The following is a 16,143-nucleotide window of genomic DNA, read 5'->3' on the forward strand; positions in this document are numbered from 1 at the left end:
GCCCCCAGGGCCGCCACCACTGCGCCGTCAACGCCCCACCCCTGGAACCGGGCCGGGGCGGAGACGAGTGAACGCGCGCCGTGCCACCGGCGATTGGCTCCCCTGGGCGGCGTTCAAGGCACTCAGGAGATGAGCTCCACCGCGCACCGCACCCCGACCGCGCGGGCCGGCCGCGCGTCCGCGGTCACCAGGGGGCAGCCGTGCGCCTCGGCGGCGGCCACGTACGCCGCGTCGTAGCCGCTGACGTTGCCGCGAAGCTGCCACATCCGGGGCAGCAGCGAGTCGAGGGGAACCACGCTGACCACCATGCGCGGAATGCTCTCCACGGCCGGGCGCGCGCGGACGTCGTCGAGCTTGCGCCCCAGCCACAGGCCTCGGAGGGTGCTGAAGACGTCGGTCTTCCAGTGCTCGGGGACCGCCCAGGCCGGGTCCGACGAGGTGCTTATGCGACACGGCGTACCCGAGGTGGCGCACGGCCCCCGGCACGTGGGCGGTCAGCCCCCAACGCGCCCTGGCGGCCGGCCTGGTGTGCCGCCCGCTGGCCGAGACGGTCACCGACACCTGGGCCTGGCTGAACGCGGGCGGCACGCCCGTCCCGAACCCGAGGTGGGCCGAACACGGCCTGCCGCCGGAGAAGGAAGCGGCGATCCTGGCGGCGCTGCCGGAGCGGTGATCAGGGGCCCAGGGCCAACGGGGAGGAGCCGCCGAGTCCGCGGGCTGCGGCTCGCGCGGTGAAGCCCTCCATGCGTTCGCCCATGTGGCGGGCGGCTGCGGCGGTGGAGAGTTCGCTGCGCAGAGGTCCGCGCGCAGAGCCGTCATGCGTTCCAGCAGCCCCAGCGTGCGCCACTCCGGCTCCAGTGCGAGCACCGGCTCGACGGCTTCGAGGGCACCGTCCACCTCCCCGCGCAGCAGGCGAGCGCGGGCCAGGTCCACGGCGGCCTTGCTTCTCAACGCCGGGCGCTCGTTGTCGACATCCTCGGGCAGCCCCGGGGCGGGAAGCGGCTCGACCTCGGGGACGGCGTTCAGCTCGTCATACAGCCGAACACCGTCCTCTACGCGACCAGGAGCATCAGGCCACGGCGCGGGCCGCGGTGACGCCCAGCGGTCAGAAGAGAGACAGCGAGGCGTTGATGCGGCGGGGCGCGTCCAGGGCGCGGCTCAACGCCTGGACGGGGAGCGGGGGTTGGGCCGTGTCGCCGGGGTCGGTCGTGAGGGCGTAGTAGATCTGCTCGACCGAGGGCGGGCCGACCGCGAGGTTGCGGAGGGCGGCCTGCTGGGAGTCGGCCTGGCCGGTGGTGACGAGGTAGGCCGCGGCCATCGCGCCCGTGCGGCCGACGCCCGCGCCGCAGTGGACGTAGACGGGGCCGGGCGCGTTCTCCACGGCGGTCAGGAAGGACGCGACCTGCTCCTCCGTCGGGGTCTGGCCGTCGCGGATCGGCAGGCGGACCAGGTCCAGGCCCGCCTCGCCCGGGTGCCCGAGCTGGCGCTCGCTGAGATCCTCCGCGCGCAGGTCGATCACGGTCGTGATGCCGCGCTCGGCCAGCGCCTCGTACCCGTCAGGCCGCGGGGCCGAGCCGCGCCACACCTGGTCGTCGACGCGCAGGAAGTGGTTGATGCCCGCGACGCGCTCGCCGTCCGAGTAGTGCTCCCGCGCCCAGAACGACACGCCGAGCGTGCCGAGGACGGCCGCAAGCCACAGGGACACGTACGCCAGCACGCACAGCCCGGCGATCTTGCCCGCGCGCCGCAGGACGCGGCGGCGGCGCGAGGAGCGCGGGGCGAGGGGGGAACGGACGCCGTCCGGTGGCGCCTCGTCGGCCGGGAGGGTCGGCGGGGCGGACAGAACGGGCACGTGATCACCACCGGGGACGAGTGTGAGTGCGAGGGGGTAAACGCCCGGATGGGGACGAACGGGCGCGGTCGGGGCAGCTGACCACGGCGGCCCGGGGTCTGTCCAGCCTCCCAGGTCAGGGGTGCGTGACCTGCGCCACGCCCAGCACCTCCGCGCCCGTCCGGTCCGCCCGCGTGTCGGCCAGGCAGCCGCGCAGGCGCCGCAGGTCGTGCGCGGTCAGGGCCGGCCGCAGCACCCCTGTGAAGACCCCCGGCTCCAGCCGGGCCAGCGGCGCCCGGTCCCGCAGGGCGGACGTGGAGCGCCGGCAGTCCTCCCACAGCGCCCGCGCGGCCTGGTCCACGGCCTCGCCCCGGTCGGTGTTGCGGACGGTGACGCGGAAGACGACCGCGCTGGCGGCCGAGTCGGACGGGGGCCGGGAGGGGCGGGTCTGCGTGGCGTCCGACACCGCGTCCACCAGCAGGAACGCCGCCACGGCCGCCACGGCCCCCGCCGCGAGCAGCAGCGCGGTCCGCCGCGGCCGGGCGGGCGGCACCGGCGGGGGCGGCGGCTCCGCCGGCCGCACCCCGCGCACCCCGCCCGGCGGGGCAGCCAGCCGCGCCAGCCGCCCGGCCAGCCGCCGCTCCGCCCCCGGCCGCGCCGTGGCCGAGGCCACCTTCTGCACGCACAGCGCGACCACGGCAAGCGCCGCCCCCGTCGCCATCAGCACCGGCACGAAGACGAAGGTCCGCCCCCCGCCCGGCTCGTCAAGCCACGCGAAGCGGTGGCGCCCGCCGCCCTCCGCCTCCCGGCCCTGTTCGAGGCGCCGCAGCACCTCCTCGACGCGGGAGCCGTTCTCCGCCAGCTCGCGCCGCAGGCGCCCCACCCGCCCCAGCAGGACCGCGGCCACCAGCGGCACCTCCACGATCAGCAGCAGGACGCCGCACAGCAGGGCGCGCTGCCACTCCCAGCGGTTGAGGTAGACGAGCAGGTAGAGGGCCGCGCCCACGGCCGAGGCCGTCCCCAGCAGCCCGGCGAGGACGCCGCCCGCGCGCCGGGCGTTCACGGGGCCCCCGCCGGCGTCTCCGCCGAGACCGCCCCCGCCGCGCCGTCCACCCGCACCCGCGCCCCCGGCGGGAAACGCTCCAGCGCGCCCGGCACGCCCACCACCGTCGGCACCCCGTACTCCCGGGCGAGCACGGCCAGGTGCGCCAGCACGCTGCCGGTCTCCGCCACCAGCCCCGCCAGGCCCGGCAGGTGAGGCGCCAGCGCCGGATCCAGCGTGCGCACCACCAGCACGGCCCGCTCCGGGCGTTCCCCCGTGCCGTGCCAGGCCGTCCCCGTGCCGAACCCGCCGCCCGCGCCCTGCCCCTCCCCGCCCCCGGCCCGGCGCCCGGGCCGCTCCGGAACGATCCGCCCGCCCGCTGCCAGCCGGAAGGCGGCCGGCAGCTCGGGCGCCTCGGGCCGGGGACGGCGGCCGGCCAGGTCCGCCGGGAACCGCCCGGGCGAGGACGGCTCGGGCGGCCCCGCCGCCAGCGCGTCGGCCAGCTCGGGCCAGCGCAGCAACGCCAGGCGTTCCAGATCCGGCGCGTCCGGCCCCACCCCAACGGCCGACTCCTCCGCAGTGCCCCGCCCCCGCGCCGCGACCTCCCGCACCACCCGCGCCTGCATCTCCTGCACCCACCGCACCCGCATCCGCAGCCCCTCCCGCACCGGCAGCGCCGCGACCCCGCGCGGCGCGCCCGTGCCGCCCGTGCGCGCGGGCAGCGGGCCGGGCCCGCGCAGCGAGGGCGGGAGCAACGCCAGCAGCACCGGGTGCCGCGCGATCAGCGCCGCGTCCTCCCCGGGCGAACGGCCCGCCGCCCGGCACTCCGCGAGCACCGCCAGGGCCTCGCCCGCCGCGGTCAGCCCGGTCCCGGGTCCGAGCAGCGCCCCGGCCAGCGACTCCTGCGCGTGCAGCGCGGTCAGCACGGTGCGTCCCCAGGCCAGGGCTGCCAGCAACTGCCCGCCGAGCATCCCGCCCGGCGGCGGCAGCCCCGCCAGCTCCCGGTCCACCTCGGCCATCAGGTCGGCGGCCAGCAGCGGCAGCGCGCTGCGCAGCCGGCCCATCCGCCACGCGGCTGAGGCCCGCCGGGCGCCGGGTGCGGGGTTGAGGACGTGCAGCACGGGGTGCGGGGAGGGGACTGCGCCCAGCAGGCGCAGGTCGGCGGCGGCGCGGCCGTTGACCGTGGTGACGGTGGGCAGCGTGCGCAGCAGCCGGCGCGGGGCCGTGCCGCCGATGTCCAGGGCGAGGGTCAGGCCGTGCGCCATCGGCTCCAGCCACATGTCCTCCTCCAGCGGCTGGAGGACCTCGGGGAAGGTGTCGGCCACCGGCCCCGGGCCCAGCAGGCGCGCGCGGCTGCTGGGCCGCGCGCCCATCGCGGTGATCGGCCGCGCCTGGAACAGCCACAGCCGGTCCGCCTCGTCGAAGCCGAACTCCATGTCCTGCGGCCCGCCCAGCGCCCTCTCGGTGCGGCGGGCCAGCTGCACCAGGCGCGCCAGGCGCCGCCGCCCGAGCACGCGGTGCCTTCGCCCCTCCGGCGGCTCGGTGCCCACCAGCCGCCCCAGGCGGGTGAGTTGATAACGAACGCCCTGCGCCGCGCCGCCGACCAGCCGGTCCGGGCCGCCGCGCACCGCGCTGACGAGGATGCGGTCGGGACGCCCGGCGACGGGGTCGGCGCCGAAGACCACGCCTCCGGCGACGGCACGCCGCATCGGCTGCACGAGCACGGCCATCCGTTCCCCGGGCTCGCCCGCATCGGCCGACTCCCGCACGCGGCGCACGGCCGTCCCGAACTCGTCCCAGCCGCGGACGTTCAGCACGGACACGAAACGGCCGGCCCGGGAGGAGTCGGCGCTGTCCTCGCCGGTGGAGGAGGAACGCACGACGAGGGCCTCGTCCCCCTGCCCGCGCAGCCCGGCCCAGGCCCGGCGCAGCTCCTCCTCGTCCGCGGCCCCCTCGCCGTCGCCGGGCGGCACCAGCGCGAACCCCGGCAGCACCGGCAGCCCCGCCGCCCGCGCCCGCGCGAGCGCGGCGGCCTTGGCCCCCGTCACGGCGGCCTCCCCCGCCCGCCCACTCTCCAGCGGCACGACCACCAGGCCCACCGCACCCTTCCCCACGCGGCCCCACCTCCTTCGTCCCCCAGCCTTCGCCCGCCCCGCCCACGCCGCCACCGGTATCGGCAACCGGGTGAGGCCCGCTGCGCGCGGCGAGGAACCACTCGACCCACGGGCCGTCCTCCCCGGCCCGGCGGAACGACCGGGCCACGGGCCGGCACCGTGCCCACCCGCCGCCCCGAGGCACTGCGGCGGCACCGCGCTGCGGCACGCCGCGCGCGGCGGGGGGAACGCCCGGCCGAGGCAGGCTCGGGCACGCGCCCGGAGGCTGGGCGCGAGGCCGTCAGCCGGGCAGGGCCTCCTGGGGCATCGCCGGAAGGACCGCCGAGGCGGGGGAGGGGCCCGCCCCCGGGACCGGGGCCATCACCGTCCGGGGCGGAGCCCCGGTGCCTGCCCCCGCAGGGGCCGGAACGGCCGCGGCCGGGAGCGCGGGCGCGGGCGTCCTGCGCGCCGCCGCCTCCGGGTGCGGGCCGGGCGCGGCTGGCGCGACGCGGAAGCGGCCCGGGGTCGTGCCGTGCTCCCGCTTGAACGCCTTGGCGAAGGCGAACTCCGAGGTGTACCCGACCTGTTCGGCGACGACGCGGAGGGTGTGGGTCGTGGTGCGCAGGAGGCGGGCGGCCAGGGTCATGCGCCACCAGGTGAGGTACGTGAGCGGGGGGCGGCCGACCAGGCCGGCGAAGCGGCGGGCGAAGGGGGCCCGGGAGAGGCCCGCCTCGTCGCCCAGCGTGCGCACCGTCCACGGCCGGGCCGGCTCCCGGTGGATCGCGCGGAGCGCGGCCGAGACGCCCGGGTCGTGCAGCGCCGCCGCCCAGCCCGAGCCCGGCCGTTGCTCGGCCAGCTCGTCGTACCAGGCCCGCAGGATGTAGAGCAGCAGCGTCTCCAGCAGCGCCGGGACCGCCCCGTCCGCCCCGGGCAGGGGCGGCCCGGCCAGCTCGCCGCCCAGCAGGTCCACCGCCGCGCGCAGCGAGCCGTGCCGCCCCACGCGGGCGGGCAGGTGGATGACCTCGGGCAGCTCGGCCAGCAGCGGGTGCGGCCGGGCCCGGTCCAGCGGGAACGCCCCGCACAGCAGCACCGTCCCCGGGCCCTCGGCGTCCTCCGGCCCGACCGACCCGGCCAGGCAGGTGGTGAGCGTTTCGGCGGCGGGGCTGCCGGGCGCGTCGGTCAGCTCGTGCGCGCCGCCGTGCGGCAGCAGCAGCACGTCGCCGACCCCGAGCCGCAGCGGCTCGGGGTGCGGCGGGGTCCCGGGGAAGAGCCATGCCTCGCCCTGGAGCACGACGTGGAAGCCGGCTCCCTCGAAGGGCCTGGCGCGCAGCCGCCAGGGCGCGGGCAGACGCCGCCTGGCGGAGTGCGGGCGGCCGGTCCGCATGGCGGCGACCGCGTCGCTGAGCACGTCCATGGGCTCGACTGTATCGGGCAGGGCCATCCACCTGAGACGAACGGACAGTTCAGCGAGACTATCCGGCACGGGTGGTCTCGAAGCCGCTTTCCACGGTCAGTTCAGCGAATCTCCACCAAACCCCACGCAGCGCGCGTAGATCGCCGCAGTTGCCGAGGGCCGTCCGCAGGCGTCCTCGGCCGCCCTCAGTCGTACTGGACGGTCTCCGAGCCGAAGAGGAAGGAGGCGTGTTCCAGGACGTCCTCCAGCGGGTCGTCGATCTGGCCGGTGTTGACCAGGCCGACGCGGGGGCCGATCTTGGGGTCTCCGTAGTAGTGCTCGTCCGCGCTGGCCACGCCGGAGCCGAGGGCCGCGAGCCCGGCCGTCATGCCGGCGGTCAGTGCGGCGGCCATCGGCCAACGCGCCCACACCCGGACATTCCTCATCATGACTGACCGCCTTTCCGCTGGTGGAGTGGTCGGTGTGCTAATCAGCCGTGAGCCGGGAAGGTTACGGTTTCACCTGCTCGTACTACTGTGCGCCCGGGGCGGGTTGCCGCCGGGTCGAGGAAGGTGGGGTGGCGCCATGGTGAGGCGGACGGCGGCGACGGCGGCGGCCCTGCTCGCGGTGGTGCTCGCCGCCGCCTGCGACACCCCCGCCGGGGAGCCGGGCGCCTCGCCCTCGGTCACCACCGCGCCGGAGGCCGCGAGCACCCTCCCGGGCCTGCCCGCGCCCGAGGCCGCGCGCGAGGCGCTGGAGGGGCTCACCGTGGCCGACCCGCGCCCCATGACGGGCTATTCGCGCGACCACTTCCCGCACTGGACCACCGAGGACGGCTGCACCGTCCGCGAGACCGTGCTGCGCCGCGACGGCACCGACGTCGAGGTGGACGACGACTGCCGCCCGGCCACCGGCCGTTGGCACAGCCCGTACGAGGACGCCGACTACACCGACCCCTCCGACATCGACATCGACCACGTCGTTCCGCTGGCCAACGCCTGGCGCTCCGGCGCCGACGCCTGGACCGAGGAGGAGCGGGAGGCGTTCGCCAACGACCTCACCCGCCCGCAGCTGATCGCCGTCGGCAACCGGATCAACCGCGAGAAGGGCGACCAGTCCCCGGATCAATGGCAGCCCCCGGAGCGGGAGTTCTGGTGCACCTACGCGCTGGCCTGGGTCGCGGTGAAGGACGCCTACGGCCTCACCGTCACCGGACCCGAGCGCGCGGAGCTGGAGGACATGCTCGGCACCTGCGGATGAACGCCGGCGGCGCGGGCATCATCGCCCCGTGAACGGTGTGGAGGGCGCGGGGGCCGAGGGGCCGGGCGGCGACGGCACGGTGCCGCTGCCCTTCGAGGCCCGGCGCGGCGCGGAGCACGGCTGGTACGTGGTGGACCCGGTCGGCGGCCTGGTGCACGTGTCGGGGGAGGACGGCCGTCCCCGGGCGGCGTTCTTCGGCGAGGACCGGGCGGCGGCCGAGGCCGTGGCCGCCCGGCTCAACTGCCGCCACGGCATGGACCGTCGCTGAGCCTGCCGCCGCCGGGCCGCTCAGATCAGGCCGCCGGTGCTGCGCCGGTTCGCCTGCCGGACCTTCTCGCGCAGCAGGTCGCTGGCGCTCACCGGGTGCACGTCCTCCGCCGGAGCGTCCCACACCCCGCCGCCCTTGACCGGCCGGAGCTGGTAGGTCTGCCCCTGGCGGCCGACCACGACGCCGACCCGCAGGGAGCGGGAGTCCCGCGCCAGCGCGCCTACCTCGACCTCCGGCGGGCGCGCGGCGGCCTCGGCGCGGGGCGTTTCCCCCGTGGAAGGGGTGGCGGGGCGCCCGGCCGTGCTGTCGGCGGTGCTGTCGGTGGTCGTCATCGGCGGCTCCCCCGGGGCTGCGGGTGGTGGGACGGTTGCCGCGCACCAGCATTCCGCCTCGGGCGCCCCCTGAACAGCCGTCGGTGTTCACCGTTCGGAAACGACCGGGCGTCCGCGCCCGAAACGCCGACGTGCGTCCGAACTCGCGTTGTTCGCACGGCACTGGGTCACACGCTCAGAGGGCGTTGGCCCGCGTCACCTCGGCGTACCACCGCCCGCTGTCCTTGAGCGTGCGGCGCTGCGTCCCGAAGTCCACGTGCACCAGGCCGGTTCTGCGCCCGTAGCCGTGCTCCCACGCGAAGCAGTCCAGCAGCGGGTGCACGAGGAAGCCGCGCAGGTCGACGCCCTCGCCCAGGGCCCGGTGCGCGGCGGCGAGCCGGGCGGCCAGGCCCAGGCGCCGCTCCTCGTCGTGCACGCGGCCGTCGCCCGTGCGCAGGTCCTCGAACGCCCCGCCGTCCGCCGTGAGATAGAGGGGAGGCGGGTCGTAGTGCCGGTGCAGCCCGGTCAGCGCGGCGTGCACCTCCCCGGGGGAACGGCCGCAGCAGTGCGCGTCGAGGAAGTCCAGCGGCGCGGAGATCAACTCCAGATCCCCGCCCAGCACATGCTCGCCCGGCATCGCGTCCGCCGGGTACGCCCCGCGCAGCAGCGGGCCGAGGAACCACGCGTCCGGGGGCCCGTCCCCGCGCGGCGCCAGGCCCAGCGCGATGCCGATCGGCGCCCGCGCGCCCCGGGAGCGCAGGGCCCTCAGGGCCAGCCCGTGCGCCAGCAGCAGGTGGTGGGAGGCGCGGACGGCGGCGGCCGGGTCGGTGAGGCCGGGGGCGTGCAGCCCGGTGCCGTACCCGGCGAAGGCCGCGCTCCACGGGTCGTGCACGGTGGTCCAGGCCGCGATCCGGTCGCCCAGGCGCTCGTGGACGGCGACGGCCCAGGCCGCGAAGTGCTCGGCCGTCGCCCGGCGCGGCCAGCCGCCCGCGTCCTGGAGGCTCTGCGGCAGGTCCCAGTGGTAGAGGGTGGCCCAGGGCCGGATGCCGTGGCCCAGCAGCCCGTCCAGCAGGCGGGAGTAGAAGTCCAGGCCCGCGCCGTTGAGCGGCCCGTACCCCTCGGGCTGGACGCGCGGCCAGGACAGCGAGAACCGGTAGTGCGTCACGCCCAGGTCGGCCAGCAGGGACACGTCCTCGGCGAGCCGGTGGCAGTGGTCGGCGGCCACGTCCCCGGTCTGGCTGCGGTGCACCGCGCCCGGCGCGTGCGCGAAGGTGTCCCACACGGAGGGCAGGCGCCCGCCGGTGCGCACGGCGCCCTCCACCTGGTAGGCGGCCGTGGCCGCGCCCCACGCGAAGCCCTCGGGGAAACGCACGGGGCCGCCCGCCGCGTCCGGGCGCAGGCGGCCGTCGGCCCCGGGCCGTCGCGGGTCAGGGCGTTCCGCGTTCGTGCCGTCGGGTACGGGCCGTTCCGCGCTCGGCTGGTCATCCCTCATGGGCCGGACCCTAGACCGCCCGTCCCGGCGGCCCGTCGCGGCGCGCCCGCCGGGCGCCCCGGGCGCCGGGGTCAGTGCGGGGGGCGGTAGTTCTCGGCCTTGTCGAGGATCGCGGTGAAGCGCTCCCACTGGGCCGCGGCCTCGGCCGTGGGCCCCACGGTGAAGTCCTCCGGGTCGAGGAAGTCGAGTCGCTCGCGCGTGGCCGGGTCCAGATCCCGCCACGCGGCCTCATCCTGCGGTGACCGAGCCACAGTCGTCGCACACCCAGTTGCCGTTGTTGAGCCTGCGGCCGTTGTTCGACCCGCACGATGGACATTCCACAGGGCTGCCCCCTCACGCATCCCTCGCTGTGGGGCACCGACTGTAGCGTGCGGGGGGTGGGCGCGGCAGCCCCCGTCGCGCGCGGCGGGCGGCCTGTGCGGGCCGTCCGCCGCGCGGTGGTCAGGTGATCCGGGTCAGGCGCGCGGTGAAGCCGGGTTCGGCCAGGTCCGCGCCGACCGCGACGGGCACCTCGGTTCGCCGATCGCCCGAGCCGATCAGCAGCCGCCCGACCGTCTCCCCGGCCTCGGCCGAGCCGGGAACGCCGCCCTCGGCCGGGCCGTCCAGCTCCAGCGCGACCTCGAGGCCCGCCCAGCCGGCGACCCGCACGTCCTCCGCGACGACCAGGGGCGCGCCGCCGCCCAGGCCGTCGTCCACCCGGCCGATCTCCTGCCCGGCCTCGAAGACGGTCTCGTCCGTCAGCGCGTCCTGGGCGAACCGGATCAGCGCGTCGCCCGCCGTGAGCGCGCCGGTGAGGATGGAGTTGTCCGAGGGGTGCGGCGGCTGGCTCAGCACGGCGCCCAGGATCAGGCGGGTCTCGCCGCCCGCCTCCTGCTCGGCGGCGAACAGCAGGCTGCCGCCGGCCCGGGGCGTGGTGCCCGTCTTGATGCCGATGACGCCGTTGACCGGCACCAGGCCGTTCCAGTTGGAGTGCTCCACGCCCTGGCTGTCGACGTACGACGGCATCCGGACGATCTGGCGGAAGACCGGGTCCTCCATGGCCGCGCGCGCCAGGAGCACCTGGTCTTCGGCGGTGGAGACGGTCTCCGGGCTCAGGCCCGAGGGGTCGGTGTAGGTGGTGTGCTCCATGCCCAGCTCCTCGGCGGCCTCGTTCATCTGCCGCACGAACTCCTCCTCGGAGCCGGCGCTCCAACGGGCCAGCAGGCGCGCGACGTTGTTCGCGGAGGCAATCATGATCGCCTGAAGCGCCTCGCGCTGGGTGAGAACGCTGCCCTCCTCCACCTCGACGGTGGACTCGCCGTCCTCGCTCAGCGCCGCCTCGTCCTCGGCCCGCTGGTCGACGGGGATCTCCGCGCCGTTGCTCTCGGTGTCCATGCCGTGCTCGCGCAGGACCAGATAGGCCGTCATCACCTTGGCCACGGAGGCGATCGGGACCGGCTCCTGCTGATCGCCGGAGGAGCCGAACGTCCCCAGCCCCTCGACGCCGAGCGCGGCCTGTCCCGAACTGGGCCACGGGGCCTCGGGAACGCTGCCCCCGAAGCTGAACGAGGGGGCCGCGGTCAGCTCCAACTCCGGCTCGGGCAGGGGGCGCAGGGACTGTGCGACGACGAACAGCAGCAGCAGGAACAGGACCAGCGGGGTCCAGATCTTGACCCGGCGGCCGAAAGTGCGCAGCGGAGTGGGCGGCGGGGCGGGCCTGTTGGTCAGCTCGGCCAGCAACTCCAGCGGGTTGCGCTGCGCGTCCGGAACGGGCGGCGGCGCGGCGGGCCTCGGCGGCGCGACCGCCTCCGGCGCGGGCTCGGCCGCGTGCGCCTGCGCGGCGCGGGGCCTTTCGCCGGGCGGGGCGTTCCTTGCCTTCGCGGCCTTCGCGGCCTTCGCGCCGTCGGCCCCGGGACCGGGTCCCGGCTCGGCGCCGGCGTCCCGCTTCGGGCCGAGGACGGTGGTCGCGGAGTCACCGCGCGGGGCGTCGTCCGGCTCCCGCTTCGGGCCGAGATCCATGGTGGCCGGACTGCCACGGGGGGCATCAGCCCCTGGCTCGGGGTCCGGCCTCGGGCTCGGGTCCATGGCCGCGGGGCTGCGACGGGGGGCCTCGTCCGCGTCCCGCTCGGGGCCGAGGACGGTGGTCGCCGAGTCGCCGCGCGGGGCGTCGTCCCCTGGCTCGGGGACGACGCGGGTGATCTCGGGGTCGTCGTCCTCGCCCGGCCTCGGGGCGAGTCGGGTGACCTCCGGGCCGTCCTCGGGCGCGGCGACGACACGGGTGATCTCGGGGTCCCCGTCGTCCTCCGGGGCGGCGACGACGTGGGTGATCTCGGGGTCCCCGTCGTCCTCCGGGGCGGGGACGACGCGGGTGATCTCCGGGTCGTTCCCGCCGGCCCGCCGGGCGGGGAACGCGCGCCGGGGCGCGGGCGTGCGCGGATCCACCGGCGGCCGTTCGCCCTCCTCGGGCAGTCGCAGCACGGCCGTGTGCTGGTCGACGCCCTCCCCGGCCTCCGCCTCGTTCGAGAGCCCGTCCGCGGCGCCGTCGTTCGCGTCCGCGGACGCGTGCCCGCGGTCCGCGTCAGCGGCACCGCCGCCGGGGGCGTTGCCCGCCAAAGCCGGGGGCCTGACCTCCGTCTCCCCGTCCCGGCCTTCGGACGCGTCCGTCGCGCTACCGGGGGCGTTGACGGCCGGGTCCTCGGGACCGTCGTCCGGCGTCCGGGGCAGGCCCGCGTCGTTGCTGGAGGCGTGCGCGTCCTCGGACCCGTCCGGTGCGCGGCCGGGGGCCGGGGCTTCGGCCCCGGTGACCGCCGCGCCGGGCCGGTCCTCGGGCGCATAGGCGCCCTGCGCGGGCGGCTCGTCCGTCTCCCCGTCCCGGCCTTCGGACGCGTCCGTCGCGCCGCCGGGGGCGTTGACGGCCGGGTCCTCGGGACCGTCGTCCGGCGTCCGGGGCAGGCCCGCGTCGTTGCCGGAGGCGTGCGCGTCCTGTGCCCCGCCGGAGGCAGCGGCGTCCGGCGGGGCCTCCTCCGCGTCCCGGGACGCGTCCGCGTCCGGTGGGACGCGGAGGGACGTGGTCGCGCGGTCGCCCGTGCCCTCGGGGCGCACGCGCAGCGAGGTCGTGCCGCCGTCGCCGGACGCCCGTGCCGGTGGGTCCGGCGGTACGCGCAGCGACGTCGTCGCGGAGTCGCCGGTGGAGCCGGGCCGCGTGGACAACTCCGGCCGTTCCGGACGGCCCTCGTGCCCGGTCGTTGCCGAATCCGCCGAATCCCCCTCCCCGGGAAACCTTTCGGAGTCCCCGGGCGTCTTCCCCGGTGACTCCTGCCCCTGTACCCGATCCGACCTGTCCGGGGACTCGCCCGCCACCGATCCTCCCTCTCCTTGATCAAAAACGCCGCTGGCTCTACCAGTCTGCCCGGTCCTGTGCACCGCGGTACGACAAGCCGGTGGTGGCGGAATCCTGCGCTCTGCCCTCAAGGACGACAACGACATATCTACGGGTTCCCGCCCAAATCAACCACGTGCTCTCGACAGAACAATGTGAGAGGCGTCACCCTGTCTTTCATCCACGCGGGGAGGCATGGATGGGCAGGAGTCGTAGAACCATTCCGGAGGAGCTGCTGCTGCTCGCTCTGGACCCGGCCACGGGTACCACTGCGCAGCCGCAGTCGCTCGATCTCGGCCTTGCCGGGGCTCAGCTAGTAGAGCTGGCTCTGGCGGGTCGCATAGCCCCTGATGGGGACCGAATAGCCGTGGTGCTGCCGCGGCCGACCGGAGATCCGACGCTGGACTCCGCACTGGAGCTGCTGCGCAGGCGTGGCAGTCCCGTGCGGGCCGTCCACTGGATCGGCGGGCCCAGACTCGGGCTGCGCCAGACGTATCTCTCGCATCTGGAACGCTGCGGCATGGTGCACGCGGTGGAGAACCAGATGTGCGGGGTACTGCCGACGACGCGGTACCAGGCGACGGACACCGCGGTCAGCCGGCAGATCCGGGCTCGGCTGGACACCGCGATCCGCACCGGTACGCCACCGGACGCGCGGACCGCGGCGCTGGCGGCACTGGCCCACGCCGTGGGCCTGGGCAAGCATCTCTACCCGGGGAACGAGGGGCGGTCGTCCCGCTCCCGGCTCCGGGACCTGATCAGGCACGACCCGATGGGTGGCCTCGTGGCGCACGCCGTGATGGACGTCCAGAACGGCGTGGCGGGTCAGGCAGCCGCGGCGCGCCGCCCCCAGCAGGGCAACGGCACGCGCAAGGCGGGACGCGCCCCGGCGCCGGCGCCGGCCATGGCTGTGGTCGGACAGCCGCAGTCGATCGGCGATCAGAGCCGGCGGAGAGGGGTGACGCGAGCCGCAGTTCGTCCCTCGCTCTCGCACTAGGGCACGCGTCGGCCACGCGCCGACGACCCTGACCGGGAGCCGCGGGTGGGCACGGGGTGTGGTGACGGCCACGGACGGTGGCCGTTCCCACACCCCGTGCCCGCGCCCGCACCCGGGGCGCGAACTCGGCGCGCGAACACGGCGCGCGCGGTCGTTGAGCGGCGGCGCGCGCGGCCCGCGAGCGGCGCGCGCCGAGGCTCGCCGCGGCCCGGCGCACGCACCGGCGCGCGGCCAGTCCGAAATCCGTCGTCCGATATGCCCGGCGGGCAGGCCGCGCGGGGTGGCACTCTGCTGACAGCAGCGGTCCCGTCCCGGGCCCTGCCGTCCGGCCGCCCGCCCCGGGAGGGCCCGGAACCACGCCGTAACGACGGAGGTGCTCACGTCCGTGGCGGGCAACGTCAATCCCACGGTCCGGCGGCGCCGGCTCGGCCAGGAGCTGAGGCGGCTGCGCGAGGAGCAGGGCATGACCGCGGAGGAGGTCGCCGAGCGGCTGCTGGTCTCCCAGTCCAAGATCAGCAGGCTGGAGAACGGCCGGCGCAGCATCAGTCCGCGCGACGTGCGGGACCTGTGCGCGGTCTACCAGGTCGAGGACCACCGGCTCGTCGAGTCGCTGATGCAGATGGCGCGGGAGTCGCGCCAGCAGGGCTGGTGGCACGCGTTCGCCGAGCTCTCGCCCACCTACAGCGTCTACATCGGCCTGGAGACGGACGCGTCCTCGCTGCGCGTCTTCGAGCCGCTGGTCGTTCCGGGCCTGCTCCAGACCCCCGGCTACGCCAACGCCGTCATATCCGGGGCACTGCCCGAGGTCGCCCAGGACGAGGTCAACAGCCGCGTGCAGGTGCGGCTGCGGCGCCAGCAGCGGCTGCACGACGAGGAGAACGCCTTACGGCTGTGGGCGGTCGTCGACGAGGCCGCGCTGCGCCGGGAGGTCGGCGGGCCGCGCACGATGATCGAGCAGCTGCACCGGCTCGCGGAGTGGTCGCTCCTGCCGCACGTCACGCTCCAGGTGATGCCCTTCTCCGCCGGCGCGCACCCCGGCGTGAACGGGCAGTACACGATCCTGGAGTTCCCCGAGGCGTCCGACTCCACGGTGATCTACCTGGAGGGCGGCACCAGCGACCTGTACCTGGAGAAGCCGCACGACGTGCAGCACTACAGCATCATGTACGAGCACCTGCGGGCCCAGGCGCTCAGCCCCGAGCAGTCGCGGCACTTCCTCGTGAAGCTCGCCGACGAGTACCACGCGGGGTGATCGGGGAGTGACCGGGGGGTGACGAAAGCCGGGGAGAATACACCGCCGTCGCCGCGGTGGGGAGGGGGGTCTCGCAGGGTCCATCCGGTCGAGTGAAGCGGCACATCATATGGCGATCCGGACTAGTACGGTCACGGGGCATTCGAGCCGACCGACACCTTCCGGAGAGATCATGGCGATTGAGCAGGGCAGCAGCGACACCTGGACCAAGTCCTCGCATTCGGGCGGGAACGGGGCCTGTCTCGAAGTGATGTCCCCGGCCCGGAACCGCCTGGCCGTCCGCGACTCCAAAGCTCCGGCCGGGCCGCGCCTGGCGTTCGCCCCCGGCTCCTGGGCGGCCTTCGTGGACGCCATGGGCCGCGAGGGGCTCACCGCCGCGCTGTGAGCCTCGTCGGGGGGAGGCGGGCCCGGCGGGTGCGGGCCCGGCGGGCAGCGCCTACGCTGGCAGCAGGGAGGTGCCGTAATGTCCGGATCATCGGAATCGTCGGAAGCGCCGAAGAAGGGGCCGAAGCGGGGCGAGTCGAGCCAGGGGCGGGCCACCGACCCCTCCGCCGACCAGCCCACGCCCGACCGGCTGCTGCACACCGGCGCGGAGAGGCCCCTCGACCCCGAGGACCTGGTGCGGCTCAGTGGCCGCGAGCCCACGCCCGAGCGCGTGGAGAAGGCCAGGAAGCTGCTGGAGGAGGAGGGCCCGGCCGCGGCCGAGCGCTACCTGCCCTGAGTCCGGCGCCGCCCCGCGCCCGCCGCGGCCGGAATGAAACCGGCCGCGGCCCTCGTTGCCCATCACCGTGAACGCCGCCACCGCGCGCCCCTCCGGCCCCACCGGCCGGCGCGGGCGACGCGGAG

At 76.4% G+C, this 16,143-nt stretch carries 17 protein-coding genes and 1 pseudogene; 7 read left to right on the forward strand and 11 right to left on the reverse strand.

Translation table 11 applies throughout. The annotated features are described in order from the left end of the window. Nucleotides 1–122: 122 nt before the first annotated feature. Nucleotides 123–308 carry a hypothetical protein gene (locus RM780_RS19035; protein WP_311631992.1) on the reverse strand — a complete coding sequence of 62 codons (186 nt, stop codon included), beginning with the start codon at nt 306–308 and terminating at the stop codon, nt 123–125. A gap of 218 nt (nt 309–526) precedes the next feature. Between RM780_RS19035 and RM780_RS19040 the strand changes: the two genes are divergently transcribed. Beyond that, nucleotides 527–673, forward strand: coding sequence for a hypothetical protein (locus RM780_RS19040; protein WP_311631993.1), 147 nt, complete (start codon nt 527–529; stop codon nt 671–673). Between the two features lie 432 nt (nt 674–1,105). On the opposite strand, the gene RM780_RS19045 is transcribed toward RM780_RS19040, so the two are convergent. The 5 genes and pseudogenes from RM780_RS19045 to RM780_RS19065 form a co-directional block, all read right to left on the reverse strand. Beyond that, nucleotides 1,106–1,852, reverse strand: coding sequence for a fused DSP-PTPase phosphatase/NAD kinase-like protein (locus tag RM780_RS19045; RefSeq protein ID WP_311631994.1), 747 nt, complete (start codon nt 1,850–1,852; stop codon nt 1,106–1,108). 115 nt (nt 1,853–1,967) lie between these two features. Continuing rightward, nucleotides 1,968–2,894, reverse strand: coding sequence for a hypothetical protein (locus RM780_RS19050; protein ID WP_311631995.1), 927 nt, complete (start codon nt 2,892–2,894; stop codon nt 1,968–1,970). Next, nucleotides 2,891–4,987, reverse strand: coding sequence for a PEP/pyruvate-binding domain-containing protein (locus RM780_RS19055; protein ID WP_311631996.1), 2,097 nt, complete (start codon nt 4,985–4,987; stop codon nt 2,891–2,893). Before RM780_RS19055 ends, RM780_RS19050 begins: the two co-directional genes overlap by 4 nt. 487 nt (nt 4,988–5,474) lie before the next feature. Next, nucleotides 5,475–6,380: pseudogene (locus RM780_RS19060) on the reverse strand (AraC family transcriptional regulator); the annotation flags it as partial. A gap of 185 nt (nt 6,381–6,565) precedes the next feature. After that, nucleotides 6,566–6,808 (reverse strand): hypothetical protein, encoded by a 243-nt coding sequence (locus RM780_RS19065; RefSeq protein WP_394813017.1) that lies wholly within the window; start codon nt 6,806–6,808, stop codon nt 6,566–6,568. A gap of 136 nt (nt 6,809–6,944) precedes the next feature. On the opposite strand from RM780_RS19065, the gene RM780_RS19070 reads away from it, so the two are divergent. Both RM780_RS19070 and RM780_RS19075 read left to right on the forward strand, forming a co-directional pair. Then, entirely contained in the window at nt 6,945–7,619 is a 675-nt protein-coding gene (locus RM780_RS19070; RefSeq protein WP_311631998.1) for an HNH endonuclease family protein, read from the forward strand. A gap of 28 nt (nt 7,620–7,647) precedes the next feature. Continuing rightward, a complete protein-coding gene (locus RM780_RS19075; protein WP_311631999.1) occupies nt 7,648–7,887 on the forward strand; it encodes a hypothetical protein in 240 nt (79 codons plus the stop codon). 20 nt (nt 7,888–7,907) lie between these two features. Here RM780_RS19075 and RM780_RS19080 read toward each other — a convergent pair whose 3' ends face one another. From RM780_RS19080 to RM780_RS19095, 5 genes are all read right to left on the reverse strand, one after another. Continuing rightward, a complete protein-coding gene (locus RM780_RS19080; RefSeq protein ID WP_311632000.1) occupies nt 7,908–8,219 on the reverse strand; it encodes a hypothetical protein in 312 nt (103 codons plus the stop codon). 175 nt (nt 8,220–8,394) lie between these two features. Beyond that, nucleotides 8,395–9,690, reverse strand: coding sequence for a family 1 glycosylhydrolase (locus RM780_RS19085; protein WP_311632001.1), 1,296 nt, complete (start codon nt 9,688–9,690; stop codon nt 8,395–8,397). Nucleotides 9,691–9,761: 71 nt separating this feature from the next. Continuing rightward, a complete protein-coding gene (locus RM780_RS19090; protein WP_311632002.1) occupies nt 9,762–9,941 on the reverse strand; it encodes a hypothetical protein in 180 nt (59 codons plus the stop codon). After that, nucleotides 9,919–10,011 carry a hypothetical protein gene (locus RM780_RS27875; protein ID WP_394813018.1) on the reverse strand — a complete coding sequence of 31 codons (93 nt, stop codon included), beginning with the start codon at nt 10,009–10,011 and terminating at the stop codon, nt 9,919–9,921. The genes RM780_RS19090 and RM780_RS27875 overlap by 23 nt, the downstream gene beginning before the upstream one ends. Before the next feature lie 120 nt (nt 10,012–10,131). Next, complete coding sequence (locus RM780_RS19095) at nt 10,132–12,879, reverse strand: D-alanyl-D-alanine carboxypeptidase (RefSeq protein WP_311632003.1); 2,748 nt, start codon at nt 12,877–12,879, stop codon at nt 10,132–10,134. Nucleotides 12,880–13,247: 368 nt separating this feature from the next. Here RM780_RS19095 and RM780_RS19100 point away from each other — a divergent pair, with 368 nt between their 5' ends. The 4 genes from RM780_RS19100 to RM780_RS19115 all read left to right on the forward strand — a co-directional run bounded on the left by RM780_RS19100 (nt 13,248) and on the right by RM780_RS19115 (nt 16,018). Continuing rightward, nucleotides 13,248–14,045, forward strand: a complete 798-nt coding sequence (locus tag RM780_RS19100; protein WP_311632004.1) for a GOLPH3/VPS74 family protein — start codon at nt 13,248–13,250, stop codon at nt 14,043–14,045. A 385-nt stretch (nt 14,046–14,430) separates the two neighbouring features. Continuing rightward, entirely contained in the window at nt 14,431–15,297 is an 867-nt protein-coding gene (locus tag RM780_RS19105) for a helix-turn-helix domain-containing protein (RefSeq protein WP_311632005.1), read from the forward strand. 172 nt (nt 15,298–15,469) lie between these two features. After that, complete coding sequence (locus tag RM780_RS19110; protein ID WP_311632006.1) at nt 15,470–15,682, forward strand: DUF397 domain-containing protein; 213 nt, start codon at nt 15,470–15,472, stop codon at nt 15,680–15,682. A gap of 78 nt (nt 15,683–15,760) precedes the next feature. Continuing rightward, on the forward strand, nt 15,761–16,018 hold the full coding sequence (locus RM780_RS19115) for a hypothetical protein (protein ID WP_311632007.1): 258 nt from the start codon (nt 15,761–15,763) through the stop codon (nt 16,016–16,018). Nucleotides 16,019–16,143 lie beyond the last annotated feature (125 nt).

Source organism: Streptomyces boetiae (assembly GCF_031845405.1).
GTDB lineage: Bacteria > Actinomycetota > Actinomycetes > Streptomycetales > Streptomycetaceae > Streptomyces > Streptomyces boetiae.

Excerpts from the sequence above, each read along its gene's own strand:
- RM780_RS19035 (WP_311631992.1), bottom strand. The coding sequence starts at position 308 with ATGGTGGTCAGCGTGGTTCCCCTCGACTCGCTGCTGCCCCGGATGTGG.
- RM780_RS19065 (WP_394813017.1), bottom strand. The coding sequence starts at position 6,808 with ATGATGAGGAATGTCCGGGTGTGGGCGCGTTGGCCGATGGCCGCCGCA.
- RM780_RS19070 (WP_311631998.1), top strand. The coding sequence starts at position 6,945 with ATGGTGAGGCGGACGGCGGCGACGGCGGCGGCCCTGCTCGCGGTGGTG.
- RM780_RS19080 (WP_311632000.1), bottom strand. The coding sequence starts at position 8,219 with ATGACGACCACCGACAGCACCGCCGACAGCACGGCCGGGCGCCCCGCC.
- RM780_RS19085 (WP_311632001.1), bottom strand. The coding sequence starts at position 9,690 with ATGAGGGATGACCAGCCGAGCGCGGAACGGCCCGTACCCGACGGCACG.
- RM780_RS19100 (WP_311632004.1), top strand. The coding sequence starts at position 13,248 with ATGGGCAGGAGTCGTAGAACCATTCCGGAGGAGCTGCTGCTGCTCGCT.
- RM780_RS19110 (WP_311632006.1), top strand. The coding sequence starts at position 15,470 with ATGGCGATTGAGCAGGGCAGCAGCGACACCTGGACCAAGTCCTCGCAT.
- RM780_RS19115 (WP_311632007.1), top strand. The coding sequence starts at position 15,761 with ATGTCCGGATCATCGGAATCGTCGGAAGCGCCGAAGAAGGGGCCGAAG.